Genomic DNA, 25483 nt, shown 5'->3' on the forward strand with positions numbered 1-25483 from the left:
TCCTTGGACGTTGGGCAAAGCCGGCCCGACCGGGCCGGCTTGGGTCATATATCAACGGCGTTGATTAGAACTTCTGGGTGTAGTCGAGGTAGTAGATGCGACCATCGATGCTGTACAGACTTGATGATTCTTCACGGTCATAAGTGAAACCATCGCTTTCCAGTGATGGACCTACGTTGAACATGTTCTTCACGCCGACCTGGATCTTGCCATCCCAGGGGGCTTCGACACCGACGTTCAGGTTCCAGGTAGTCTGGGACGCAATGTGACCCACTTCAGCACCGGTATCGGCGATGTAGTCCTGGCTCTGGGAGTCGATGTAGTTCGCACTCAGGTAGGTGTCCATGTTCCACCACTGGGGCACATTGACACCGACCCCAGTGTTGAAGCGCATCTGAGGCTTGCCTCTTTGGCCGACCTTGTCGATGACGGGACCACCGGCATACAGACCTTCCTTGTACTCCAGGATATAGGTACCACCGAAGTCATAACGCACCGTCGCCACGTTCAGGTCGTACTTGTAGTCCGCCTTGAAGTCCAGACCGCTGGTGTTCAGCTCACCCAGGTTGACCATGGGGGCGATGGCACCTTTGATTTTGCCCTGGCTGTTACGGACTATGTTGCTTGAGCCACCGTTGTTCAGCTCGTCATAGATGATGGACTGAAGTGAGTTCAGCTGGATGACATCGGTGATCTTGATGGTGTAGTAGTCCAGTGACAGATTCAGATCATCCAGCGGGCTGTAGGCCACACCGAAGTTCCAGGTATCGGCAGTCTCTTCTTTCAGGTTCTCATTGGCGGTACGGGTGGTGTCGTATTGGCGATTGGGACAGTCCGCCGCCGAGACGCCGTTTGCTGCGCAATAGACATAATCCTTGGCCCAGTCGGCAGAGAAGGAGTCAGCAGCATAGAGATCGCTCAGGCTGGGGGCGCGGAACGAACGGGACCAGGAGGTACGCAGCATCAGGTTGTCCAGCGGCTGGTAGCGCAGGCTGGTCTTGGGCGAGAAGGCGCTGCCAAAGTCGCTGTACTTGTCGTAACGACCGGCGACGTTGAGCTCAATCTCATCCGTGATGGGGACCAGTGATTCGATATAAGCAGCCGTTACATCACGAGAGCCACCGGATGAGTTGCCCGCTGAGCCTATGATGTTGCCAGCTTCGGACTGGGCATCGTACTTGTCGGCATAGACCCAGTCGTTGTACTCGGCGCCTGCGTACCAGCTGACCGGCCCTGCCGGCAGTTCGCCCATATCCCACTGGACACCGGCATACCACTGGTAGAAGTCCATGGTGGCCCGGCGACTGGTGTCGGCAGCCATGGAGGCAGTGGTGGAGGCATCAAATTCGCCACCGACGAATTTGCCATCTTCGACCGCTTTCTGGGCGGCGGACTTCAGTACATAACCGGTGCCGTTCTCCTTGTTGTCAGTCTTGGAGTACATGTAGCCGGCGTTCCACTGCATGTCGCCGACGCTTTCGGTGGCTAGGGTGCCTTCAAAACCCAGGTTCATGCTGCCGGTGGTGTCAGTGACCAAATTGTCACGGGGGCCGACGTTGTTGAAGCGGTAGTAGGCATAGGCAGCCTCGCCCAGGCCCTGGGTGGCGGCGGCATCCAGGCCGTTGTCGGTAAAGAACTGGGCGTTTTTAGGGTTGGCAGGGTCTATGGTGAAGGCGCCTGCTGCGGGTGCAAAGCGACCGAAACTCTCGACCCGGGAGGCAACGACTTGTGGCACGAAGTCAACGTTGTCGTTGATATGATAACGACCGTTCAAATAGAGGGTGTCACGACTGCGTGAAGCTGTCTTGGCCGCTACCTGGCCGTAGTTGAAGTTGCAACCGCCTTCGAAATTGGTGAAGGGTTCCTTGCAGGTGCCGTCTGCATTGGCTGCACCCGCCAGCGGACCATATTTCCAGATGGGGTCGCCATTGCCATCCAGGCCAGTGATCCCTTCCACGTTGCGGCCATAGACGCTGGGGGAGTCGTTGCCCTGTTTGGCGAGATAGTCGCGATCTCGGCTGTAAATGACGTCTTTTTGGTCGTGCTCGTAGACCGCCATCAGTGAGCCTTTCTCGCTGGCGACACCGGCGACGATGGAGCCACTCTTCTCGTCACCGCCCTCTTCGGTCGGGCTGCCAATGCGGCCCTGGAAGGTCAAGCCCTCATAGCCCTCTTTGAGCACCACGTTGATGACACCGCCGATGGCATCGGAGCCATAGATGGCTGAGCCGCCATCCAGGTTCACTTCCACCCGTTCAACCGCCGCCATGGGGATGGTATTGAGGTTGATGGCTGTGCCACCCATGGTGGGAGAGCCCGCTACCCGCTTGCCATTCAACAGTACCAGGGTGCGCTCCGAGCCAAGGCCGCGCAGGCCTACGGTAGCCTGGGATTGGAAAGAGCTGCCGGAGGAGGGGGATACACCACCGAAGGAGTTGTAGGAGGCTTGTTTCAGGTAGTCGGCCACTGTCTGCTGACCTGATTGCTCAATCTGGGCTTTGCTGACGGAGACAACAGGGGTGGCACCTTCCACATCGACGCGGGAGATGCGTGAGCCGGTAACCTTGATTTTTTGCAGCTTTTCGACGTTTTGGCCTTCTTCGGCCAAGACAGGGGTGGTCATAACTGCCGCGCTCGCCAAGGCAAACGCTACGGCAGCAGAGAGTCTGCTTTTCCTAAGCATCGCTTATATCCTTCCTGGTTGTTTTTTGTTTGCTTCCATACCGCCCTCGTTGGAGCGATGCGTAAGGCTTATCAATCTTTGGCTGGTGACGTCAATGGAGCAGGGGAAAAGCAGAGCGCCGAGTGCAAGCTGAGTGCAATAAGAGGAGTGTGTTATTTGTGTGGCGTCTTCTCAGTGAATAATTCTATGAATAACATTCAAAACAATGTGAAAATTTTGTTAAATGCCTTTTTTGTCGCCTAACTAAAAAGTGATGAACTTATTATTAATGCTGATGTCTCTTTGTATCTTGTTTTGTGAAAATGAGAAAAAAAAGGAGGAAACACTATTTTAGTGGCGATAGATACCATTGGTCGTTACCCGTAGAACAATATAGAGGTGTTGTGTTGATATCGTTTTCAATTCGGTGGGCTGGAAGCTAAAGCCATTTAAATTCATGTGGTTGGGTTTTCTTTAATAGCAGTTAAACAACTGTTTATTGTTTTTAAAATTTAATTGATAGCCAGCGTTTTGTTTTGATTTTTCTTTTTTAAATAAAAAACGTCATTTTCTTGCAGCTTTTACACCAAGTGGCCATTTCCATCGGTTTTACCCTTTCTTGTACTTGATTTTTGTTGCAGAGCTTTTACAGTGACCGAGCGGATTGTCTGCCAATAAACAGACTATCCAGTGAGTAATGCCAGGAAGGACAGGCAGGTCATCGGAATTGACTAGCCACACAAGAACAACAAGGACGAGGTTTCACCATGCTGTCGTATTTCTTACGTCGGATGCTCTTGATCATCCCGACGTTTCTCGGTATCACCCTGCTCGTCTTCTCCATCACCCGTTTCGTGCCGGGCGGCCCGGTCGAACGCATGCTGTTGCAGGCTCAGGTCTCACAGAATGAGACCGGGCGATCCAGTGGTAGCAAGGGGGCTCAGGCGCTCTCCGATGAACAGATCGAGGAGTTGAAGGCATTTTACGGGCTGGACAAGCCCATGCTGGTCGCTTATTGGGAGTGGCTGCAGAAGCTGGCTGTGCTGGATCTGGGGGAGTCGACCCGCTACTACGAGCCAGTATGGGGTCTGATAAAGGACAAGCTTCCCGTGACGGCCTTTTTCGGGTTGGCGACCTTTCTGCTCAGTTATGCGGTATCAATACCGCTCGGGGTTGCCAAAGCCCTCAGGCATAACAGCCGCTTTGACTCTTTAAGCTCAATGCTCATTTACATGGCCTATGCACTGCCCGCTTATGTGGTGGGGATCTTCCTCATCACAGTGTTCGCCTTCCATCTGGAGTGGCTGCCCATGGGCGGTTTTCCGGGGGACGACTTTGAATACATGGAGAGCAGCTGGGATCGGGTCCGCACCGTCTTTGCCCATGCCCTTCTGCCGCTCATCGCCTACGCCATCGGGGATTTCGCCATCCTGACCATGACCATGAAAAACAGCCTGATGGAGAATCTGTCGGCGGATTATGTGCGTACCGCCGTGGCCAAGGGGTTGCCGTTTCGCAAAGCGGTCACCGACCACGCCATGCGCAACAGCCTGATCCCCATCGCAAGTCACTTGGGGTCTGTGCTCACTGTTTTCTTCGGCGGCTCCTTCCTCATCGAGACCATCTTCAACATCGACGGTATAGGCCTGCTTGGCTACGAGGCGATCGTCGAGCGGGATTACCCTACCGTCATGGGCATTCTGGCCATCACCTCCATGTTGATGCTGGTGGGCAATATCGTTTCCGATATCTGCGTGGCCCTTGTTGACCCCCGCGTGCGGTTTGGAGAGTGAACGTGAACCAGAACCAGAACTCTCTTGTCATGCCGATGCTGATATCACGCCATGTCGTTTCCGATATCTGCGTGGCCCTTGTTGACCCCCGCGTGCGGTTTGGAGAATAACCATGAACCTCAACCCGGTTACGCTGAAAAAACTCAAGCGCTTCAAGTCGATCAAGCGCGGCTACTACTCCTTTGTCATCTTCACTGCCCTGGTGGTGCTCTCCCTGCTGGCTGAGCTGCTGGTCAACAGCCGGGCACTGATGGTGAGCTATCAGGGCCAGCTCCACTTTCCCACTTACGGTGATGTGATCCCGGGCCAGCACTTCGGGCTCGATTACGAGTACGAGACCAATTACCGCCAGCTCAAGGCCAAGTTCGCAGCACAAGGCAAAGGCGACTGGGTACTGCTGCCGCTGGTGCCCTGGAACCCTTATGAACAGGACTTCAAGGAGGATGCCTATCCCCCTTACGCGCCCAGTGTGGCGGAGCGCCACTTCCTCGGCACCGACACCAGCGGTCGCGACGTGCTGGCGCGGCTGGTCTACGGCTTTCGCATCGCAATCGGCTTTGCCTTTATCGCTCTGGCGGCCAGTTACGCCATAGGGGTGACCATAGGCTGCATGATGGGGTTCCTCGGCGGGCGCTTTGACCTCCTCCTGCAACGCTTCATCGAGATCTGGTCCCAGGTGCCGTTTCTCTACGTCATCATGATCCTGGTGTCGCTGGCCAAGCCCAACTTCGGCCTCTTTGTCGGCATCAACGTGCTGTTCGGCTGGATGGGGATCACCTGGTACATGCGCACCCTCACCTACAAGGAACGGGCACGAGACTATGTGATGGCGGCGCGGGCCTTGGGGGCCACCACCAAACGCATCATCTTCAACCACATACTGCCCAATACCCTGATGATGATCGTCACCCTGGCGCCGTTTGCCGTGGTGGGCAACATCTCCACCCTGACGGCGCTGGACTATCTGGGCTTTGGTCTGGCGCCGCCGACCCCGAGCTGGGGGGAATTGCTCTCCCAGGGCATCAACAATCTGGATGCCATCTGGATTGTCAGCTCAGTGGTGGCGGCGGTGAGTCTGGTGCTGATCATGGTCTCCTTTATCGGCGAGGCGATCCGCGAGGCGTTTGACCCGCGCAAATTTACCCGTTATCAGTGATAAAGCTGGCGCCACCGCGCGTCGGCATGCGCTGGGCTACGAACAGTAATTAATGAAGGGCGGGCTGCCACCACAGGCGGTCCCGGGAGCAAGGGATAAACCCGTTATCAATCAAGACCCCCAGTGCAGGGGCTAGACTTGGAAGTCAAACATGAACAATAAAATCAAATGGATAGGTGCTCTTTTTCTACTGGTAAACGGATCCTGGGTCTGGGCCGCCAATCTGCCCGCGGATCTCAAGTGGGAGACCAATGATACTGACCCGATATTCGCGTCTCCCAAGGCGCTGCCCGGTGGTGGCATCACCATGTTTGTCGACAGCTTTCCCCTGACGTTTCGCACCGTGGGGCCGGACTCCAATGGTTCGTTCCGCTCCTATATTCTGGATAACCAGCTGCGACTCATCAGTTTTCACCCCAATACCGGCAATCCCATACCATCGCTGGCGACCCACTGGGCCATAGCGCCAGACAGCCAGACCGTCTATTTCAAGCTGGATCCGCGCGCCAAGTGGTCCGATGGCAAGCCGGTCACTGCCGATGACTACACCTTCGGCTACGAGATGATGCGCTCCAAACACATCAAAGGGCCCTGGTTCAACAACTACTACACCACGGAAGTGGTGGCGGTAGACAAAATTGATGCCCACACCATTCTGGTCAAGGCGGGCAGCCGCAAGGCCAAGCTGGACCTGCTCAACACCACCGAGCTGTGGCCCCAGCCCAAACATTATTACAAGCTCGACCCCAACTGGGTGAAAAAGTACAACTGGGCCGTGGTCCCGACCACGGGTCCCTATGTGATGAGCGAGGTCAAGAAGGGCAAGTCCATCACCTTCAGCAAGCAGCAAGACTGGTGGGCCAAAGACGATCGTTACAACCAGCACAGATTCAATATCGACACCATCAAGGTGCAGGTGATCCGGGATCACAACATAGCGTTTCGCCACTTCCTGAAGGGGGAGCTCGATACCTTCGAGATGATATTGCCCAACTGGTGGCATGAAAAAGCGGTCACGCCGGAATACAAGAAAGGGTATGTGCAGAAGGTGATGGCCATGACCGACACCAAGCAGGGGGGGCAGGGGGTACACCTCAATGTCAGTAACCCCAAACTGTCGGACGTGAATGTGCGCCTTGGCATTCAGCATGCCATGAACCTCGACAAGATGATCGAGACGGTACTGCGTGGCGACTATGACAGGGCGACCACTTTCGGCTCGGGTTTCGGTGACTTTACCGACATGTCACTGCCAAGTCGGGCTTATGATATCACCAAGGCACGGGAGTACTTCGCCAAGGGCGGCTATGGCAAGCAGGGGCCGGACGGCATCTTGCAAAACGACAAGGGCGAGCGGCTGACCCTGGCGCTCACTTACACCACCCAGGAGCACTCCAAGCGACTGACTGTGCTCAAAGAGGAAGCCAAGAAGGCGGGCCTGGATCTGGAGCTCAATCTGGTGGATGGCGCCACCGGCTTCAAGGTGATGCTGGAGAAGAAACACGAGGCAGCCTGGCTCGGTTGGGGCGGCGGCGGTCTCTATCCCCAGTATTGGGAATCCTTCCATTCGGCCAACGCCAACAAGCCCCAGACCAACAACTTGTTCAACGTGGCTGACAAGGAGCTCGACACTCTGATCGACGCTTACAACATAGAGTTCGACATGGCCAAACGGGCTAAGCTCTCACAACAAATCCAGCAGCGTATCTATGATCTCGCCATCTTCGTGCCCGGTGTACAGCTCAACTATGTGCGGGCCAGCAGCTGGCGCCATGTGATGCTGCCCGAGGTGCCTGCCACCAGAAATACCCCGGATCTGCTCTACTGGCCCATGGATGGCTACCCCCACAGCAGCGGCGGCCTGCTCTGGCTCGATCCCAAGGTGAAGGAAGAGACCCTGAAAGCCAAGGAGGCAGGAGAGGCGCTGGCGCCCATCAACCTGCTCGACAAGACCTATGCACATCATTGATGCCATTGAGAAGGGAGCGGCTGTTATGCCAACCATACAGGCTCCCATCCTCGAGGTAAGCGATCTCGAGGTGGAGTTCGCCGTCGACGACGGCAAGATAAAAGTACTCGATGGGGTCAGCTTCTCTGTGGCCCCGGGCCAGACCCTGGGGATAGTCGGCGAGTCCGGTTGCGGCAAGAGCGTCACCTCCCTCGCCATCATGGGGCTCTTGCCCAAGCCCCATGGCCAGGTAGTAGCCGGTTCCATCCGCTTTCAGGGAGAGGAGTTGCTCACCCTGGCGCCGGATCAGATGTACAAGGTTCGCGGCAACCGTATTTCGATGATCTTTCAGGAGCCGATGACGGCGCTGAACCCGGTGCAGACGGTCGGTGATCAGCTGATGGAAGTGTTTCGCCTCCACAGGCCTGAGTACAGCAAGGTCCAGCGCAAGGAAGCGGCTATCGCCATGCTGCAAAAGGTGGGCATACCTGAGCCAACCCAGCGCTTTGCCGTCTACCCCCACAATCTGTCGGGTGGTATGCGTCAGCGGGTGATGATTGCCATGGCGCTCTCTTGCGAGCCGGACCTGCTCATCTGTGACGAGCCAACCACGGCGCTGGATGTGACCATCCAGGCCCAGATCCTGGAGCTGATGAAAGAGCTGCAGGCCCAGACGGGCATGGCCATCATTTTCATCACTCACGACCTTGGTGTGGTGGCGGAGCTGTGCGACGAGGTGGTGGTGATGTACGCCGGCCGGGCGGTGGAGCAGGCCGATGTCTTTGAGCTGTTTGACAGTCCGCGCCATCCCTATACTCATGGTCTGATGAGCTCAATCCCTCGGCTGGAAGATGTGCCCAAGAGCCTGCTAAAGACCATCAAGGGTCAGGTGCCCGCCCTGCACGAGATGCCGGCCGGGTGTCGTTTTTCCAATCGCTGCCCACACGCCACCGAGCTCTGTGTGATCGCCATTCCGGCGACCGAACAGCTCAATCCCCGCCATGGGGTTGCCTGTCACCATTGGAAGGGGCTGGCCGTATGAACACGCTTTTATCCGTGCGGGATTTGAAACAGCATTTTCGGCTGGGCGGTGGCTTTTTGCGCAAGCACTACACCGTTTATGCGGTGGATGGCATCAGTTTCGATCTGAAACAGGGGGAGACGCTTGGGCTGGTAGGGGAGTCAGGTTGTGGCAAGTCCACCCTGGGTCGTTCCCTGCTCAAGCTGTTCGAGCCGACTGCCGGCACCATCAGTTTCGAGGGACGGGATATCACCCAGCTCTCGCCCAGAGAGATGCGTTCCCTGCGCCAGGAGATGCAGATGGTGTTTCAGGATCCTGTAGAATCCCTCAATAGCCGCCATACGGTGGGCCAGATCCTGGAAGAGCCCTTCATCATCCACGGCAAGGGCGACAGCCAGCAGCGGCGAGAATGGGTATTGGCGCTGCTGGACAAGGTCGGTTTGCCGAAAAGTGCGGTGGATCGCTACCCGCACGAGTTCTCCGGCGGCCAGCGTCAGCGCATCGGCATCGCCCGCGCCATCGCCCTCAAGCCCAAGCTGCTGGTGTGCGACGAGGCCGTATCGGCCCTTGATGTGTCGGTGCAGTCCCAAATCGTCAATCTGTTGCTCAACCTGCAGCGGGAGATGAACCTCGCCATCATCTTCATCGCCCACGACCTGTCGGTGGTGAAACACATCTCGGATCGCATTGCCGTCATGTATTTAGGAAGGATTGTCGAGCTGGCGGATGCGCAAACCCTCTACCTGTCCCCTCGCCATCCCTATACCCAGGCGCTGATCTCGGCCATTCCGGTACCGGATCCGCGACGTCGCAACCAGCGCATCCTGCTGACCGGCGATGTACCTTCTCCCATATCGCCGCCCAGCGGTTGCCACTTTCATCAACGCTGCCCCCATGCCACGGATCTGTGCCGCAATACGGCGCCGAGCCTGCAGATTTGTGATGGGGATGCCCATGAGGTAGCTTGCCACACCCCCTTGCCGGTGGCTGAGGCGGTGCCGTTGGGAAAGGCGGTGTGATGTCGCTGCCGGCGTCACAGCTGGAAGGCAGGGAAGAGAAGCAATAAAAAAATGGGGCCTGTGGGCCCCATCTTCATGGTTGGAGTTCAGGTTTGGCCGTGGAACATCTGGCCAGGGCAGGACAGCGGCCCCGACAGGGGGGGGCTGTTGTACGGATTATAATGTGTGTAATTTTACTACTTTTAATGTACTTCCCTGATGCATCAGGCACCGTAACGGAAGTAGTACTCACGGGTTGACGGGGCGTAGGTGTCTTTCTCTACGGCGCCTTTTTTGCTGGTTGCACCCTTAAGGTGGAACAATACTGCCAGGTTCTCAAACATATATTCACCTCATCGCTCTGTTATCTAATTGTTTTTTGTGACCTGAGTCACAATTCGATCCTATGGCCTTATGTGATATGGATCAACTTTTTGAGTGGTAAAGTTACATAAATCATGGAAAAGGTTTTCAAACCCAGTTCTGTTCATGGAGACGGTTTCAGAGACATGCATCGCCGGATGGCGGTATTGGGATGCTCAAGCAGATGAAGGGTGGGTGGATCAAAGAAGGGGGGGGGGAGATGTTCCGATCCAGCTCCTCGGGAGTGTGCTGGCACGGCAGGTGACGGTTGCAAAAAAATACCCCGCACTGGGCGGGGTATAACTCATAGGGGGCAGCGGGCTCAACCTATTCTGCGAAAGATCAGAGGCCGACTCCCGCTGATGAGCTTGCAGGTTTACTTGGCCGGGATCTGTTCCAGCACATGGACCAGCAGCTGCCAGAAGCGCTCGACAGCCGGGATATGTACCTTCTCGTCCGGTGAGTGGGCGCCACGAATGGTCGGACCGAAGGAGACCATGTCCCAGTCCGGGTAGGCGCTCTTGAACAGGCCGCACTCCAGGCCAGCGTGGATCACCATGACGTTGGGCATCTCGCCGAACAGGGTCTGGTAGCTGTTGCGTACTAGTGCCATGACGGGGGAGTCCACATCCGGCGCCCAGCCAGGATAAGCACCGGTAAATTCGCAGCTGGCACCGGCCAGATTGAACAGGGAGCGAGTCATCTGCTCGACGCTCTCGCGACCGGAGTCGATGAGGGAGCGGATCAGGCACTGCACATAGATCTCACCTTCGAGCGTCTTGATGACGCCCAGGTTGGTGGAGGTCTCGGTGACGCCCGGGATGGCATCGCTCATGCGGATAACGCCGTTCGGGCAGGCCATCAGGGCGTCCAGCAGACGGGCCTGCAGGGTCTCGCTCATCAGTCTGGCCGGCTTGTCTTGAGCCGTGAGCAGCACTGTCAGGTTGGCTTCGGTGGCGGTCAGTTCGCTCTGGTAGATACCGGCGTAGCGATCGACCAGGGCCTTGAATTCATTGACGTGAGCAGTGGGCACCAGCAGCTTGGCACGGGCTTCACGCGGAATGGCGTTGCGCAGGGTGCCGCCATGGATCTCGGCCAGACGCACGCCCAGTGGCTCGGCAGCCTTGAGCAGGCGTACCAGCAGCTTGTTGGCGTTGCCACGACCGCGGTGGATGTCAACGCCGGAATGACCGCCACGCAGCCCCTTCACCTGCAATTCAAACCCTTCACCTTCGGTAGTGGCTACCAGCTCCAGCGGGAAGCGAATATTGGCATCCACGCCACCGGCGCAACCCATGTAGACCTCACCATCCTCTTCCGAGTCGGTGTTGAGCAGAATTTCGCCTTCCAGCCAGCCTGCTTCCAGTCCGAATGCGCCCGTCATGCCAGTCTCTTCGTCTGTGGTCAGCAGCACTTCCAGCGGGCCATGCTTGAGGCTCTTGTCGGCCAGCACGGCCAGGCAGCCGGCCATGCCCATGCCGTTGTCGGCACCGAGGGTGGTACCGCGGGCCGTCACCCAGTCACCGTCTATATAGGCATCGATGGGATCTTGGGTGAAATCATGCCGGGTGTCGGCGTTGGCCTGGGGCACCATGTCGATATGGGCCTGCAGCACCACACCCTTGAGGTTCTCCATCCCGGGGGTGGCCGGCTTTTTGATGATGATGTTGCCCACGGCATCTTGCTTGACCGCCAGACCTTCCTCTTGGGCCCACTGCATTATCCAGGCGCTTAAGCGGGCTTCGTGCTTGGAAGGGTGGGGAATGGAGCAGATCTGCTCGAAGAAATGCCAAATCAGTTTGGGAGAGAGAGAACTAAGCTGTGCCACGTCGGGACTCCTTACCAGCAAGGAAAATGATTGGGCCCCATCAACGGGCCGGGGAAGAGGATAACGATAATACAGTCAATCACACAAAAATGTGAGCGAACAGCGCAAATTGCGGGCGACTTGTGCTGACAATCTGGCGCTTCACAGCGTGCAGCCGATGTGTGAGTGACCAGACCCAGCACAAAAGAAATTATGTGATGCACATCACAAAAACATTGTGTTTATGGCGCCGGCTGGTAAATTAGTGACCGTGGTTCGCCACCCGTCAGGATGACGAGGAGTGCCTCCAGGGAACCGAAGCAAAGCAAGTGCGCCTCCATGGAACCGAGTATCTGTTCAAGGATTTGAGCCCGCATTAAAGGTACGTAACTTGTTAAGCAATCAGGAGTTTTACTATGTCCGGCAGCAATTCAACCTATTGGTTTGCCCAATCACTTTATACCCAGGGTTATAGCTACCCGAATCCCTTCGCTTACCGCTAAGCCAGGGGTGCCCCACAGGGGCAACACGCAAGATGCAGCAGCAGGTGAGCGAGGAATCTATCCTCCCCCTGCTATTTTTTTATCTGCAATTGGCGCCAGCGTCTGGTTATGCAGCGCGTGTGGCAGGCCAAAGCCGGATGGTGCGAGCGGGATGATGCAGTTTTTTCCTGCATTTCGCATACGTTTGCCAGTCAATTTATCCGCAAACGGTGCTATCATTCCGGCCCAACAGCCTGTCTGGGGTCTTACCTCCAAACGACATGGCCGCCAGCTATGCCCATCCCGCTTTCATTGAATCCGTTTTTGCTGCCGAGGTTCCAGCCCTGAGGCAGCCAACGTGCAAGCCGAATTCGGGAGACAGAGGCGCCAGCATTGACTCAGCCGCGCGTGAACGCGAGGCGATTATTTTTTAAGTAATTGTTTTATATAACTCTTCGAGATCGATAACATGCCGAAAAAATTCTACGTCTCATGGGATAACCTGCAACGTGAAGCGCGCCGTCTGGCCCGTCGTCAACTGCCTGTCAGCCAGTGGAAAGGGATCATAGCGGTTAGCCGTGGTGGTCTGGTGCCCGCCGCGCTGATGGCTCGCGAACTTGGCATCCGTAATGTCGAAACCCTGTGCATCTCCAGCTATGACCACAACAACCAGCGTGATCTGGTGGTGGTGAAGGCTGCCACCACCGCAGGTGATGGTGAAGGCTGGCTGGTGGTGGACGATCTGGTGGATACCGGTGGCACTGCCAAGGCAATCCGCGATCTCTATCCCAAAGCCAAGTTCATCACCATCTTCGCCAAGCCGATGGGTGAGCCGCTGGTGGATGATTTCGAGGTCGCCATTCCGCAAGACACCTGGATTGAGCAGCCATGGGATATGGCGCTGGAGTTCGCCCATCCAATCTGCGACGAAGAGTAATCACCACACAGGGCTCCCATCCGGAGCCCTGTTTTTTTGTGGTGTAACTGGCTGCCTGGCGTGAAAAGTGGTTAAGATGGGACCAATGCCTGACAGTATGAGTAATCGCTTTGGACTTGAATGATGACCTTAACCTGACCGAAAAGCTTTTCACCCGGGTAAAGAAGGTGCTGGAGACGTCTGAAATCTCCAACAGCAGCCCTGTGGAAGAGCAAGATGCCAATCTGGACGAGACCTTTATCGACGGCTCCATGTCGTCACACTGGTATCGTCTGCTGCGCCGACCCACCTGGGCCTGGCAGGGGGCGGATCCGGTCGAAGTGGAACAGACCCTGGCCTGCATCGCCATGGGAAAGGGTGAGCGTACCCACGAGCGTTACCTGGATACCATCAAGGGATATGTGCCCGGAAACTGGATCTACGAGTGGAGTCTGCTGGCTGGCAGTTACTTCAAGCAGGGGCGGGCACTCGCGGAGCAAGGTGACTCGGCGGCAGCCCTCAAAGACCTGCTCAAGGCTGTACGCTACTACTCCATCGCCAGCTATCCCCATCTCAAGAATGACGAGTTGGCCGATCAGGCTCAGCTGCTCTGCAACATGGCTTACCGCGAGGCGGGCCGTCTGTTCAAGGTCCCCCTCAAAGAGATACAGGTGCCATTTCGTGGCAAGAGCATTCAGGGCTATCTGCATCTGCCGACCATCGACAAACCCGTGCCTCTGGTCATCGTCAGCGGTGGCATCGATTCCTTGCAGGTCGATTTCCTCAGCCTTTACCTCAAGTATCTGGAACCCAACGGCATCGGCATGCTGTCGCTGGATATGCCGGGCATCGGCTATGCCGAACACTGGCCGCTGGTGCAGGACACCAGTCGCCTGCATCAGGCAGTGTTGAACCATCTTTCCGAGGTTGCCTGGGTCGATCATCAGCGCATCGCCATGGTGGGCTTTCGTCTGGCGGGCAATGTGGCGGCACGGCTGGCCTTCATCGAACCGTTCAAACTCAGAACCGTCGTCTGCATCGGTGCCGGCGTCAATCAGGTGTTCACCAATCAGGAGATGTTTGCCCGCTGCCCGCGCATGATGCGCGACGGACTGGCGAACCGCCTTGGGGCCGATGCGGCTCAGTGGGAGTTGCTGCGCACCAAGTGCCAGGTATTTTCACTCAAGACGCAAGGATTACTGGGGACTCGCACTTCCGTGCCGATATTAAGTATCGGACACAAGAAAGATTTTATTTGCCCCGAGCAAGATGTACGGGCGTTGGCAGCCGCCAGCCACAATGGCAAGGCGGTGGTGTTCGACAAACAACCCTTGCTGGAGGTGTACGACGAGGCGTTGAAAGAGATGATCGATTGGCTTAAAAAACACCTATGCACATGATGTAGCGCTAAAAACATAACGTCACCCAGGTGATGTGGCTTGTTCAACAGGGAGGTTAACATGTCAGAAAGAGTGACCTACAAGCGACTGCTGAGGCAGTTTGCCGCGATCGGCCCCTATTTACGTGAGGACCTGTGTGAAGAGGGCCGTTACCGTTTCGACTGTCTTTCCGTCTGTGTCAGTGCCAAGCCGGCACCGGACAAGCGGGAGTTCTGGGGCTGGTGGCTGGTGCTGGAACAGCAGGATCGCAGCTTCAGTTATCACTATCAGGTCGGTTTCTACAATGCAGAAGGGGAGTGGATCAACAAGCCGCTGCCCAAGAAGCACCAGGCAGAAGTCGAGCGAACCCTCAACCGCTTCTACAAGCTCATCAGTGACAAGCTCACCTTGCTGGAGTGCCAGCTGGCCCCTGCCGAGCAGGTGACCAACGAGCTGACGGTCACCGCCGCCTGATGATCTTGTGCCCTGCGAGTTGTCCATTCACTCGCAGGGCCATCTTTTCCACACTGCTTTCCTCCACTCACACACTCTCTCTTTAGTCCCTGTTGCAAGGCAACCATGTCTGGCCCCTTCCTTTATCCGAGTACAGCTCGCGGGCTTAATTGCCTTGCAGGGCAACAGGGCCGTGGGTATAAAGGGATTCCTAATTTTTCAGCCTTCTTGCTCCCATGGAAAACAGAACCATAGTCGTCAAACTGGGCACCAGCGTGCTCACAGGGGGATCCTCCCAGCTTAACCGTGCCCACATGGTGGAGCTGGTCAGACAGTGTGCCGCCTTGCATCGTCACGGCCACAGAGTCGTGGTGGTCACCTCGGGGGCCATTGCTGCCGGGCGTGAACATCTGGGCCACCCTCCGCTGGCGCCGACTCTGCCCAACAAGCAGATGCTGGCGGCGGTAGGCCAGACCCAGCTCATCCGGGTATGGCAGGACTTGTTCAACCTCTATGGGCTGCATATCGGTCAGATGTTGCTGACCCGCGCCGATCTGGAGGACAGGGAGCGTTACCTCAACGCTCGCGATACGCTGCGAACCCTGCTCGATCATCGCATCATTCCCGTCATCAACGAGAACGACGCCGTGGCAACAGCCGAGATCAAGGTGGGGGACAACGACAACCTCTCGGCTCGTGCCGCCATCCTGGCTGATGCCGATCTGCTGATCCTGCTGACCGATCAGACAGGCTTGTTTACTGCCGATCCGCGCAGCAACCCTGATGCACAGCTGATAGAAGAGGTGCAGACCATAGACGACACGCTGCGCAAGTTGGCGGGTGGCAGTGTCGGCGGGCTCGGCACGGGTGGCATGGCAACCAAGCTGCAGGCGGCCGACGTGGCGCGCCGTGCCGGGGTCAAGGTGGTGATCGCTACCGGCCAGATGCCCGAAGTGATAGGTCGTCTCGCCAGAAGTGAGCGTATCGGAACCCTGTTCCCGGCGCTCGCTTCCCCGCTGGAGGGACGCAAGAGCTGGATTTTGGCCGGCCCGCCCCCGCACGGTGAAGTCCAGGTCGATCAAGGCGCTGTTGCCGCCATGCAGGACAAAGGCTCCAGCCTGCTGCCCAAGGGGATCGTCTCCGTGAAGGGCGACTTCGTCCGGGGCGACGTGGTGCGCATTCTCGACCCCAAAGGCGTCGAGCTGGCGCGGGGCATCTGTCGCTATGATCACGTCGAGCTCAACAAGCTGCGCGGCGTGCATTCGGACAGCATCGAGCAGGTATTGGGTTACGGCTATGGGGCCGTGGCCATTCACAGAGATGATATGGTACTGCTCTAAGGCCGTTCGATAGAACGGGATAAATGGTCCATTCGCAGAGACGATATGGTACTGCTCCAGGGTGGTACCCAGAGTCGAGAGACAAAGGGATTAGGTTATGAGTCTGGAAAAAATGGGGCAGGCGGCCCGTGAAGCCGCCTATCAGCTGGCGACCATCAGTACGGCGCAGAAAAACCGGGCGCTGGCTGCTATTGCCGACGAGCTGGAAGCACGCAGCAGCCAGATCCTGGCTGCCAACGAGAAAGATATTGCGGCGGGCCGCGAGGCAGGCCTCTCCGAGGCCATGCTGGATCGCTTGCTGCTCAACCCGGCACGCCTTGCTGGGATAGTGGCCGATGTGCGCAAGGTGATCACCCTGGATGATCCGGTCGGTGCCGAGATAGATTGCCGGGTGCTGGAAAACGGCCTGCGCCTCTCCCGCCGTCGGGTGCCCATCGGCGTCATCGGCGTCATCTACGAGGCGCGCCCCAATGTGACCATAGATATCGCCAGTCTCTGCCTCAAGACAGGCAACGCCAGCATACTGCGTGGCGGTCGCGAGACCTTCCACTCCAATCTGGAACTGGTGCGGGTGATCCAGACCGCGCTGGCTGCATCCGGCTTGCCTGCCGAGGCGGTACAGTACATCGACAATCCGGATCGGGCGCTGGTGGGCGAGCTGCTGCGTCTCGATCGCTATGTGGACATGATCATCCCCCGTGGCGGCGCCGGGTTGCACAAGATGTGCAAGGAGAACAGCTCCATCCCCGTCATCATCGGTGGTTTTGGCATCAGCCATGTCTTCGTGGATGAGAGTGCCGATCCGGTGCGCTCATTGGCAGTCATCGAGAATGCCAAGGTGCAGCGCCCCTCGGCCTGCAATGCCCTCGATACCCTGCTGGTGCATGAGAAAATTGCGGCGAGCTTCTTGCCGCAGCTGGTCCGCCTGATGAACGAGCGCCAGGTGACCTTGGTGGCCGCTCCCAACGCCATGTCACTGCTGGCTGGTGCCGATAACCTGTGCGAAGCAGGCCCGGAAGACTTCGATACCGAGTGGCTGGGGTTGACCCTGGGGATCAAGCTGGTGGCGGACGTGAACGAGGCGCTGGCCCACATGCGCGAGCACAATGCCGGTCACTCCGATGCCATCCTCACCAATGATCTCGCCAATGCGGAGCGTTTCGTAAACGGCGCCGGTTCGGCTGCTGTCTACGTCAACGCCTCCACCCGTTTCACTGACGGTGGCCAGTTTGGCCTGGGTGCCGAGGTGGCGGTGTCGACCCAGATGCTGCATGCCCGCGGCCCCATGGGGTTGACCGAACTGACCAGCTACAAATGGGTGGGATTGGCGGACTATCTGATCCGCGCCTGATAGCACAACCAGAACGCATTGCATGATGCCGACCATGGTCGGCATTTTTGTGCTTTTTTCTTGCGCCCCATCAGGGGCTTGCATATAACTATCCAGCAGGCTGTGGCGATATTTTGCACACTGCGCTACCAACAAAAACGGGAGCAGATTCAAGGATGAAGCAAACAGATTGGATAAAGCGATTTGGTGCGCTCTGGTTGAGCTTGCCGCTCCTGTTCGGAGCGATTTTTTTCAGTGCCAGCAGCCACGCCAGTTGGGATCAGGATCTCTATCGTCAGCTTGGGTTGGCAGGCAAGCTCGACAAGCAGGTGTTTCGCAAGGCCATCGACAGTTACCAGAGCGTGCGCCACAAGCGCAAACCCATCCTCACCATCATTGATTACACCAAGCCCTCGACCCAGCGCCGACTGTTCGTGATCGACGTGAAACGCCACAAGTTGCTCTACCACACCTGGGTCAGCCATGGTCGCAATTCAGGTGAGCTGGCCGCTCGCCAGTTTTCCAATCAGCTGAATTCCAGGCAGAGTTCTCTCGGTGTCTATCGCACCGCCGAGACCTATCAGGGAAAGCACGGCTATTCACTGCGTCTCGATGGCCTGAGCCCGGGCAAGAACTGCAATGCCCGCAAGCGGGCAATTGTGGTGCACGGGGCCAGCTATGCCAGCCCGCAGCATCTGCGCAAATATGACAAACTGGGTCGCAGTTGGGGCTGCCCTGCGCTGCCCAAGGAGCTGTCCAGAGCCATCATAGACACCATCAAGGGTGGCAGCGTCATCTACGCCCACGGTTGAGCGCGTTTCTGAAAGAGATAAGGCCAGCAGAGTGCTGGCCTTGGTTCGTTGATTGGCGATGGAAGGGTTAGCGGACAACCAGCACGGGGCAGGGGGCGTGGCGCACCACTGACTCGGCGACACTGCCCACCAGCAGGTGGCTGAGGCCGGAACGGCCATGGCTGCCCATGACCACGAGATCAACCTTGTTCTCTTTTGCCTGAATGACGATTTCGTCGGCGGCGCGGCCGAAGCGTACTTCGAAGCTGGCCGCAATGGGCAGGGTGGCAACCAGCTCTTTCAACTGGGTCTTGGCCTGGCGTTCCATTTCGTGGGTGATCTCGACAGCGGTCATGTGCAGGATTTTGTAGCTGTCGAAACCATGCAATTGATCCACCACATGGATCAGCTTGAGCTCGGCCTGATGGCTCTGGGCCATGAACACCGCATAGTCGAGCACTGACTGGGACATCTGGGAAAAATCGACGGGGCAGAGCAGGGTTTTGATGGATGGCATGTGAAGGCTCCCCTATGGTTGGGTTACTAATGAATCTTATTGTCAATAATACCCATTCAGAGGGCAATAACCCTCGACTCGCTCGCAAAACAGGGAAAAAGAGGTGATTCGGTTCGAGATCCCCATATCATGTGGTATGGCTTTGGTGTACTCATCGCGCAGGCTGATCCGCCCGATGAGCGCATCGCCACCGAGGAAATGGTGAATCATGGTTCGTCTGCTGCTTTCGTTGCTGCTTCTCTTGTTTTGCTTGCCTGGCAGGGCCGACCCTTTGCATGTCTATTGCGATGACTGGCCCGGCTTTTGCCAGCCCGATGGGCGGGGCATCTATCTGGATATCGTCGGTGCCATCTATCAGCCCCATGGTTATGAGGTCGTCCCGCACATAGTGCCCTACAAGCGGGCGCTGGCGGTGGTGGCGCAGAAGGGGGGCGACATGGCGATGGGGGTCTATCGGGACGAGGTCAACGGTGTACGCCAGCCGGACTATCCCGCCTCTGCCGACGATCTGACTGTGCTCATGCTCAAGAAGTGGCAACCCCAGTGGCTGGGTGAAAACAGTCTGAAAGGGCAGGGAGTGCTGTGGCTGAGGGGCTGGGCCTTCGACAAGTACATCCCGGTCTCCATGCGCTGGTACGAGATTGACAGCCACGACATGGCGTTGCAACTGCTGTCCAAGGAGCGTTACCGCTACTACCTGACCGCCGGTGTGCTCTATTCAGCCGACTCCATTCCCGCCAACATGAATCGTACCTTCCTGCGCTGGATCCCGACCTACCCCATCTTTGCCGATACCGAGCGAGGGGCCCGCCTGCAGCAACTCTGGGATCAGGGCATGGTGCGCCTGATCCGCAGCGGCACCCTGGCCGAGATCTATCGACGTTATCAGCTCCATGATTACTATCGCGGTTTTATCAAGGAGCTGGAGCAAAGAGTCGAGCCAAGCGGTAACTGATGCAACTATAGAGGGAAAAGGAGTGAAGTAACTCATTCTCTGGTCGATAGAAAGATAAATCCATCGAAAATCCAGGGAGATAACATGCAAGTGCCCCTTCCATCAGCCGCTATCGGCCGCAGCGATACAGCTTCTACAGGCAGCCGTGCATCTGGCGACCCTCAAAGCAGAATTGCTCAATTAGAAGCAAAATCGGCAAAGATTAGGGAACAGATAAAAGCACTCACAGACAAGAAAGATGAGAGCGCGGCAGCGGATCCCCAATCAGCGAAAGCACAGCAAGAGCAGATCAAAGCCCTGCAACAACAACTGGAACTGATCATGGCGGAAATTGCTCGTCTGCAGGCGGAAGCCGCCAAGAAAGAGGAGCCGGCCCACAAGCGTCCAGAAGCTCCCGCTGCCGTCAATTCTGACAACTTGCCAATGAACAGCACATTTTCCATTACGGTTTGACTGTTCGTCACAGCGCCACGGCTCAGGACTGACATTATCCCTTCATCAACTGGTCGTAGAGGATAACGTTGATCGAGGCGCCAGGTTCATGCAGCCTTGCTGTGTAGTCACATAGACTAGATGCTTATTTTCCCTCTTATCCCTTGGCCCTCAGGCGCTTGGCCAGCCGGTCATAGAGGATCACATTGACCGAGGCGGCCAGGTTCATGCAGCCCTGGGTCGGGACATAGATCACCTCTTTCACCGCTGCGAAGCGGGCGGGATCCAGGGTGCCATCCTCGGGACCGAAGATGTAGAAGGCACGTTCAGGGTGGACATAATCTGGCAACGAAGTGGCCCCCTCGATAAGATCCACCAGCACAGGGGTGCAGCCGGTCGGCACAAAGTCCAGCAGCGCTTCGACTCCGAGCAGGGGGATCTTGTCCACCATCTGCTTGGTATCGGTAGCAAAACGGCGTGCCAGCTCGAAGCGGTTGCCCGTGTAGTAGACCTCGTCCGCCCCGTAGCAACCGGCGGCACGCATTACGGCCCCCACGTTCTCCGGTGACTTGGGATTGACCAGTCCGATGCAGCAATACGGGGATGCGTCCTCTGTTGGTGACTGTGGATGGGTTTGTCCCTCACAGCCGTAATCCGACACTTTCATCTCTCTCTCCTCTGTGGCGGGCGCATTATAAGCGGCACTCGCCCGCCCGCACATGAAAAGTGGCGCACATAGACGAGAAACCCGTCGCAGCTTGCCCGGTGATTTTTTGTGGCTGACCCGACATTTCTTGCACGAGAGGATGGCGGGAAAACGTTTTTCGGAAATAATAGACAAACGTTTGTAACTGGATGTTTGTCTATGACTGAGCGTGAACAAGAGATCCTCGCCCTGCTGCGCCAGGATCCCATGATTGCCCAGCAGGAGCTGGCGGATCGCCTCGGCATCAGCCGCTCGGCGCTGGCGAGCCATATCTCCAGCTTGATGCGGCAGGGCTATGTGCAGGGGCGGGGCTATGTGCTGCGGGAAGGCCCCTACGCCGTGGTGATCGGCGGCGCCAATATGGATATCTGCGGCTGCAGTCATGACAACCTGCGTATCGGCGATTCCAACCCCGGCAAGGTGCGCACCTCCGCCGGCGGTGTGGGGCGCAACATCGCCGAGAACCTGGCACGGCTCGGTACCGACACCCGGCTGCTGACCGCGGTGGGCAACGATCAGTACGGTCATCATCTGCTGGAAGTGAGCCAGCGCGCCGGCGTTGATGTGCGCCAGGTGCTGGTGCTGGAGGGGCAGGCCACCTCCTGTTACCTCAGCCTGCACGATGGCAGCGGCGAGATGAGCTGCGCCGTCAACGACATGGCAATCATCGACCAGCTCACACCGGCCCGGCTTACCCCGCTCACCGGTTTCCTTGGCGCGGCTCGGCTCTGGGTGCTCGACACCAACCTCGCCACCCACACCCTGGACTGGCTGTTCGAGCGCCAGGGTGAGCACATCATCTTCGTCGACACCGTCTCTGTGGCCAAGGTGGAGAAGATCCGCCCCTGGCTGCACCGGATCCACACCCTCAAGCCCAACCGCAGCGAGGCCGAGCAGCTGTGCGGCTTCACCATTGCCGGGCCCGATACCTGGCCCATGGCGGCAGCCTGGTTCCACCGCGCCGGGGTGCAGCGGCTGTTCCTGAGCCTCGGCGATCAGGGGATTTTCTACAGCGACGGGGAGTGCCAGGGCCATCTGCCCGTGCTCGGCAGCCCGGTCGTCAACGTGACCGGCGGCGGTGATGCCTTCATGGCTGGGCTGGCCCACGCCTGGTTGCAGGAGAGCGACATGACCGATACCACCCGCTTCGCCCTCGGCTGCGCCGCCCTCACCGTCAATTGTTCCGATACCGTCTTTTCCGGCCTATCCAAGGCCGCCGTTGAACGCATGCTGGAGGAGTACCCATGTTGAACGCTTACCTCGATATCCAACCTGAAGTCGCCGCTGCCCTGGCCGCCGGCAAACCTGTCGTTGCCCTGGAGTCCACCATCATCTCCCACGGCATGCCCTATCCGCAGAACGTGGAGACGGCGCGCCAGGTAGAGCAGGTGGTGCGGGACAACGGCGCCGTGCCGGCTACCATCGCCATCATCGATGGCCGCCTCAAGGTGGGTCTGGATGAGGGGGCGCTGGAGGCGCTGGGCCGAGCCGGCCACGCCGCCACCAAGTGCAGCCGCCGCGACATCCCCTTCGTGCTGGCCAACAAGGGGCTGGGGGCGACCACGGTGGCCTCCACCATGATCATTGCCGCCATGGCCGGGATCCGGGTGTTCGCCACCGGCGGTATTGGCGGCGTGCACCGCGGCGCCCAGGAGACCTTTGACATCTCCGCAGACCTGCAGGAGTTCGCCCAGACCCCGGTGGCCGTGGTGTGTGCCGGTGCCAAGTCGATCCTCGACATCGGCCTGACCCTGGAGTACCTGGAGACTCAGGGTGTACCCGTCATCGGTTATCAGACCGAGGAGTTGCCCGCCTTCTACACCCGCGAAAGCGGCTTCAAGGTGGATTACCGCCTCGAGAGCCCGGCGGCGATCGCCGAGGCGTTGCGTCTGAAGTGGGAGCTTGGGCTGGCCGGTGGCGCCGTGGTCACCAACCCGATCCCGACCCAGTTCGCCATGCCCAAGGCCGACATAGATGCCGCCATTGCCCAGGCGCTGCGGGAAGCTGACGAGCAGGGGGTCAAGGGCAAGGCATCCACCCCCTTCCTGCTGGCGCGGGTGTGCGAGCTGACCGGCGGCAACTCGCTGGCGGCCAATATCCAGCTGGTGCTGAACAACGCTGCGCTGGGGGCGCGTATTGCCGCCAGCCTGTAACGACTCGCGGTGAATGCAAAAGAGGGCCTCTTGGCCCTCTTTTCTATTTCGGCTCTGTGATCGCCCGGTGGATTATTGCAATACCAGCCGACCATGCAGCGGCTGCACGGGCCTGTTGTTGGGGTGGTGCATCACCGCCTTGAAGGCATCGATCTGGGCTTGGCTCACCTGCACCGGCTGCTTCATCACCAGCCAGCGCACCCCTTCCGAGCAGGGTGGAGTGGTCAGCGAACCGCTGAAGCGGTAGTAGTCGCGATTGGCTGGCAGCAGCAGCTCGGCCGAAAGTGGCGCCTTGAGGGCGTGGATCTCGCCCGTTTTCGCTGGCAACTGATCCCAGGCCCGGGTCAGCACCGGATTGGCCTTGCCCGCTTCGAACATCAGGGCCAGCACGGCGATCTCGCCCTTGGCATTGGTGTGCACCAGGTGCCCCTCCAACGGATAGGATTTGCCCTTGATGAGGTTTTCACTGGGAGCGTGGAAGTGGAACTGCTTGAGCTCGAAGCGCATGCCATCGAGCATCAAGGTACTGCCCGGGGCATAGCCGACTTGTACTGTATGGCCATTGTTGACCAGGGTTTTACCGCCCGCCAGATAGTGGAACTGCAGTGGAGCCAGCTTGGCGTCTACCAGACCGTCGAGGTCTATCGGCGACTGGTTGCTGCCTGCACACTGGCCAAATTCCGGCGTCAGTTTGGCCCATTGTGCCGGCCCTGCCTCACCGCTGTACTCCCAGTGCGGGGTGGCAGCGAAGACGGCGGGGCAGAGCAACAGAGAGCAGGCCAACAGAGACTTTCTCATCATACATCCTTATCGTGATTGAAAAGCACAGCCATCCGCTTCCTTAATAAGTGAAGGAACAGTGGATGGCATTATCTAAAATGCGGGATACAGAATGTTAGACAGTATTTTTATTATTAACAGCCGTATGACAGATCATATTTATTATGCATATAAAATGGATCTAATTAACAGGTGGCTGCCACTGCATATTGAATAATCGCTTTATTCAATGACAGCAATCTAATTAATCGGCTGTTGTTGTGGATGAATTTGTTCATAATTCAACCATCGAAATTCAGCTCTTTTTTGCCTCGCAAGTCCCCGCCACCAGTCCGTCTGAAATATAATAATTCATTGTTTTTATTGTGGTTTTGTTGGTCTCGTTTGATCTTGAGCAAATAATACACAAGCGTTCCCGGTCAGGCTGAGGTTGCTGTTATGCACAGCCACAAGGGAGAGAGAAAAATGAATAAATATTATTTGTTGCTGGCGTTGGGCTTGCCGGGGATGGGGTGGGCAGTCGAACCGATCCAACCTGTCGAGGCAGCCAAGGTGGGATCGCCAGAGAAAGTCGAGCTGGGCAAGATGTTGTTCTTCGAGCCGAGGCTCTCCAAATCCGGCGCCATCTCCTGCAACTCCTGCCATAACCTGGCGACCGGCGGCGTGGACAATCAGGTCAGCTCCCTCGGTCACAAGTGGAAAGAGGGACCGATCAACTCCCCCACAGTGCTCAACTCCAGCCTCAACTTCGTGCAGTTCTGGGATGGCCGCGCCAAGGATCTGAAGGCGCAGGCGGCAGGCCCCATCGAAAATCCGCTGGAGATGGCCTTCACCCACAAGCTGGCGGTGGATACCCTGCATACCCTGCCCGAATATCGCAGCCGTTTCAGTGCCGTCTACGGCAAGGCGGACTTTGGCATCGATGAGGTGACAGACGCCATCGCCGCCTTCGAAGAGACTCTGGTCACCCCCAACGCGCCGTTCGATCGCTGGTTGAAGGGAGACGGCAAGGCGCTGACGGCGCAGCAGTTGAAGGGCTATCAGCTGTTCAAGGAGAAGGGCTGCACTGCCTGCCACAACGGGGTGGCCATCGGTGGCAACTCCTATCAGAAGATGGGGCTGGTCAAGCCGTTCAAGACCGACAACCCGGCCCAGGGCCGTGGCGGCGTGACGGGCGAGAAGCAGTTCATCGGCTGGTTCAAGGTGCCGACCCTGCGCAATATCGAGCTGACCTACCCCTATTTCCACGATGGTTCAGTCTGGGATCTGAAGGAGGCGGTGCAGATAATGGCGGACATCCAGCTGGGCCAGGCGTTGAGCGAGCAGGAGGCCGACGACATGACCGCCTACCTCAAGAGCCTGACCGGCAAGCAGCCCCGGATAGTGCTGCCGATCCTGCCGCCCTCCCGACCCGATACCCCCAGGCCTCAGGTCAAGAGCTGACCGGGTCGTGAGTCTGAATCCAGGCGGGGCTGAGGCCCCGCTTTTTCATGGCTCTATC

General features: G+C 57.8%; 21 protein-coding genes. 16 read left to right on the forward strand and 5 right to left on the reverse strand.

What is annotated here, in order from left to right:
* Window positions 1–64: 64 nt before the first annotated feature.
* Window positions 65–2683, reverse strand: a complete 2619-nt coding sequence (locus GWQ29_RS16225; protein WP_275919843.1) for a TonB-dependent receptor — start codon at window positions 2681–2683, stop codon at window positions 65–67.
* A 746-nt stretch (window positions 2684–3429) separates the two neighbouring features.
* Here GWQ29_RS16225 and GWQ29_RS16230 point away from each other — a divergent pair.
* The 5 genes from GWQ29_RS16230 (at window position 3430) to GWQ29_RS16250 (ending at window position 9599) form a co-directional block, all read left to right on the forward strand.
* Window positions 3430–4455 carry an ABC transporter permease subunit gene (locus GWQ29_RS16230; RefSeq protein WP_275919844.1) on the forward strand — a complete coding sequence of 342 codons (1026 nt, stop codon included), beginning with the start codon at window positions 3430–3432 and terminating at the stop codon, window positions 4453–4455.
* 112 nt (window positions 4456–4567) lie between these two features.
* Window positions 4568–5611, forward strand: coding sequence for an ABC transporter permease subunit (locus GWQ29_RS16235; RefSeq protein ID WP_275919845.1), 1044 nt, complete (start codon window positions 4568–4570; stop codon window positions 5609–5611).
* A 151-nt stretch (window positions 5612–5762) separates the two neighbouring features.
* Window positions 5763–7580, forward strand: a complete 1818-nt coding sequence (locus GWQ29_RS16240) for an extracellular solute-binding protein (RefSeq protein ID WP_275919846.1) — start codon at window positions 5763–5765, stop codon at window positions 7578–7580.
* A gap of 25 nt (window positions 7581–7605) precedes the next feature.
* Window positions 7606–8601: an ABC transporter ATP-binding protein gene (locus tag GWQ29_RS16245; RefSeq protein WP_275919847.1), complete on the forward strand. Its 996-nt coding sequence runs from the start codon at window positions 7606–7608 to the stop codon at window positions 8599–8601.
* Window positions 8598–9599 (forward strand): dipeptide ABC transporter ATP-binding protein, encoded by a 1002-nt coding sequence (locus GWQ29_RS16250; RefSeq protein WP_275919848.1) that lies wholly within the window; start codon window positions 8598–8600, stop codon window positions 9597–9599. Before GWQ29_RS16245 ends, GWQ29_RS16250 begins: the two co-directional genes overlap by 4 nt.
* A 718-nt stretch (window positions 9600–10317) precedes the next feature.
* On the opposite strand, the gene GWQ29_RS16255 is transcribed toward GWQ29_RS16250, so the two are convergent.
* Window positions 10318–11769: an aminoacyl-histidine dipeptidase gene (locus GWQ29_RS16255; protein WP_275919849.1), complete on the reverse strand. Its 1452-nt coding sequence runs from the start codon at window positions 11767–11769 to the stop codon at window positions 10318–10320.
* Window positions 11770–12699: 930 nt separating this feature from the next.
* On the opposite strand from GWQ29_RS16255, the gene gpt reads away from it, so the two are divergent.
* From gpt to GWQ29_RS16285, 6 genes are all read left to right on the forward strand, one after another.
* Window positions 12700–13167 (forward strand): xanthine phosphoribosyltransferase, encoded by a 468-nt coding sequence (gpt, locus tag GWQ29_RS16260; protein WP_005317860.1) that lies wholly within the window; start codon window positions 12700–12702, stop codon window positions 13165–13167.
* Window positions 13168–13277: 110 nt separating this feature from the next.
* Window positions 13278–14546 (forward strand): esterase FrsA, encoded by a 1269-nt coding sequence (frsA, locus tag GWQ29_RS16265; RefSeq protein ID WP_059168164.1) that lies wholly within the window; start codon window positions 13278–13280, stop codon window positions 14544–14546.
* 60 nt (window positions 14547–14606) lie between these two features.
* Window positions 14607–14999 (forward strand): sigma factor-binding protein Crl, encoded by a 393-nt coding sequence (gene crl, locus GWQ29_RS16270; protein ID WP_275919850.1) that lies wholly within the window; start codon window positions 14607–14609, stop codon window positions 14997–14999.
* 215 nt (window positions 15000–15214) lie between these two features.
* Window positions 15215–16318 carry a glutamate 5-kinase gene (proB, locus tag GWQ29_RS16275; protein ID WP_021139788.1) on the forward strand — a complete coding sequence of 368 codons (1104 nt, stop codon included), beginning with the start codon at window positions 15215–15217 and terminating at the stop codon, window positions 16316–16318.
* A gap of 97 nt (window positions 16319–16415) precedes the next feature.
* The gene (locus tag GWQ29_RS16280; protein ID WP_111588395.1) at window positions 16416–17669 is read left to right on the forward strand and encodes a glutamate-5-semialdehyde dehydrogenase; all 1254 of its coding nucleotides are present in this window, start codon (window positions 16416–16418) and stop codon (window positions 17667–17669) included.
* 155 nt (window positions 17670–17824) lie between these two features.
* Window positions 17825–18460, forward strand: coding sequence for a murein L,D-transpeptidase catalytic domain family protein (locus GWQ29_RS16285; protein WP_275919851.1), 636 nt, complete (start codon window positions 17825–17827; stop codon window positions 18458–18460).
* A 67-nt stretch (window positions 18461–18527) separates the two neighbouring features.
* On the opposite strand, the gene GWQ29_RS16290 is transcribed toward GWQ29_RS16285, so the two are convergent.
* Complete coding sequence (locus GWQ29_RS16290) at window positions 18528–18956, reverse strand: universal stress protein (protein WP_265420864.1); 429 nt, start codon at window positions 18954–18956, stop codon at window positions 18528–18530.
* A gap of 208 nt (window positions 18957–19164) precedes the next feature.
* Between GWQ29_RS16290 and GWQ29_RS16295 the strand changes: the two genes are divergently transcribed.
* On the forward strand, window positions 19165–19911 hold the full coding sequence (locus GWQ29_RS16295) for a hypothetical protein (protein WP_265420865.1): 747 nt from the start codon (window positions 19165–19167) through the stop codon (window positions 19909–19911).
* Window positions 19912–19995: 84 nt separating this feature from the next.
* Window positions 19996–20364, forward strand: coding sequence for a FlxA-like family protein (locus GWQ29_RS16300; RefSeq protein WP_265420866.1), 369 nt, complete (start codon window positions 19996–19998; stop codon window positions 20362–20364).
* A 136-nt stretch (window positions 20365–20500) separates the two neighbouring features.
* Here the strand turns inward: GWQ29_RS16300 and GWQ29_RS16305 are convergent, their stop codons facing one another.
* A complete protein-coding gene (locus GWQ29_RS16305) occupies window positions 20501–21010 on the reverse strand; it encodes an RNA methyltransferase (RefSeq protein ID WP_265420867.1) in 510 nt (169 codons plus the stop codon).
* 198 nt (window positions 21011–21208) lie between these two features.
* On the opposite strand from GWQ29_RS16305, the gene GWQ29_RS16310 reads away from it, so the two are divergent.
* Together GWQ29_RS16310 and GWQ29_RS16315 are read left to right on the forward strand one after the other, a co-directional pair.
* Window positions 21209–22300: a PfkB family carbohydrate kinase gene (locus GWQ29_RS16310; RefSeq protein ID WP_058393692.1), complete on the forward strand. Its 1092-nt coding sequence runs from the start codon at window positions 21209–21211 to the stop codon at window positions 22298–22300.
* Window positions 22294–23202, forward strand: a complete 909-nt coding sequence (locus tag GWQ29_RS16315; protein WP_265420868.1) for a pseudouridine-5'-phosphate glycosidase — start codon at window positions 22294–22296, stop codon at window positions 23200–23202. The genes GWQ29_RS16310 and GWQ29_RS16315 overlap by 7 nt, the downstream gene beginning before the upstream one ends.
* A gap of 72 nt (window positions 23203–23274) precedes the next feature.
* Here the strand turns inward: GWQ29_RS16315 and GWQ29_RS16320 are convergent, their stop codons facing one another.
* A complete protein-coding gene (locus GWQ29_RS16320; RefSeq protein WP_275919852.1) occupies window positions 23275–24000 on the reverse strand; it encodes a carbonic anhydrase family protein in 726 nt (241 codons plus the stop codon).
* 447 nt (window positions 24001–24447) lie between these two features.
* Between GWQ29_RS16320 and GWQ29_RS16325 the strand changes: the two genes are divergently transcribed.
* On the forward strand, window positions 24448–25425 hold the full coding sequence (locus GWQ29_RS16325; protein ID WP_275919853.1) for a cytochrome-c peroxidase: 978 nt from the start codon (window positions 24448–24450) through the stop codon (window positions 25423–25425).
* The last annotated feature ends 58 nt before the right edge of the window (window positions 25426–25483 follow it).

It is taken from the genome of Aeromonas sp. 2HA2 (assembly GCF_029237345.1).
Lineage (GTDB): Bacteria > Pseudomonadota > Gammaproteobacteria > Enterobacterales > Aeromonadaceae > Aeromonas > Aeromonas salmonicida.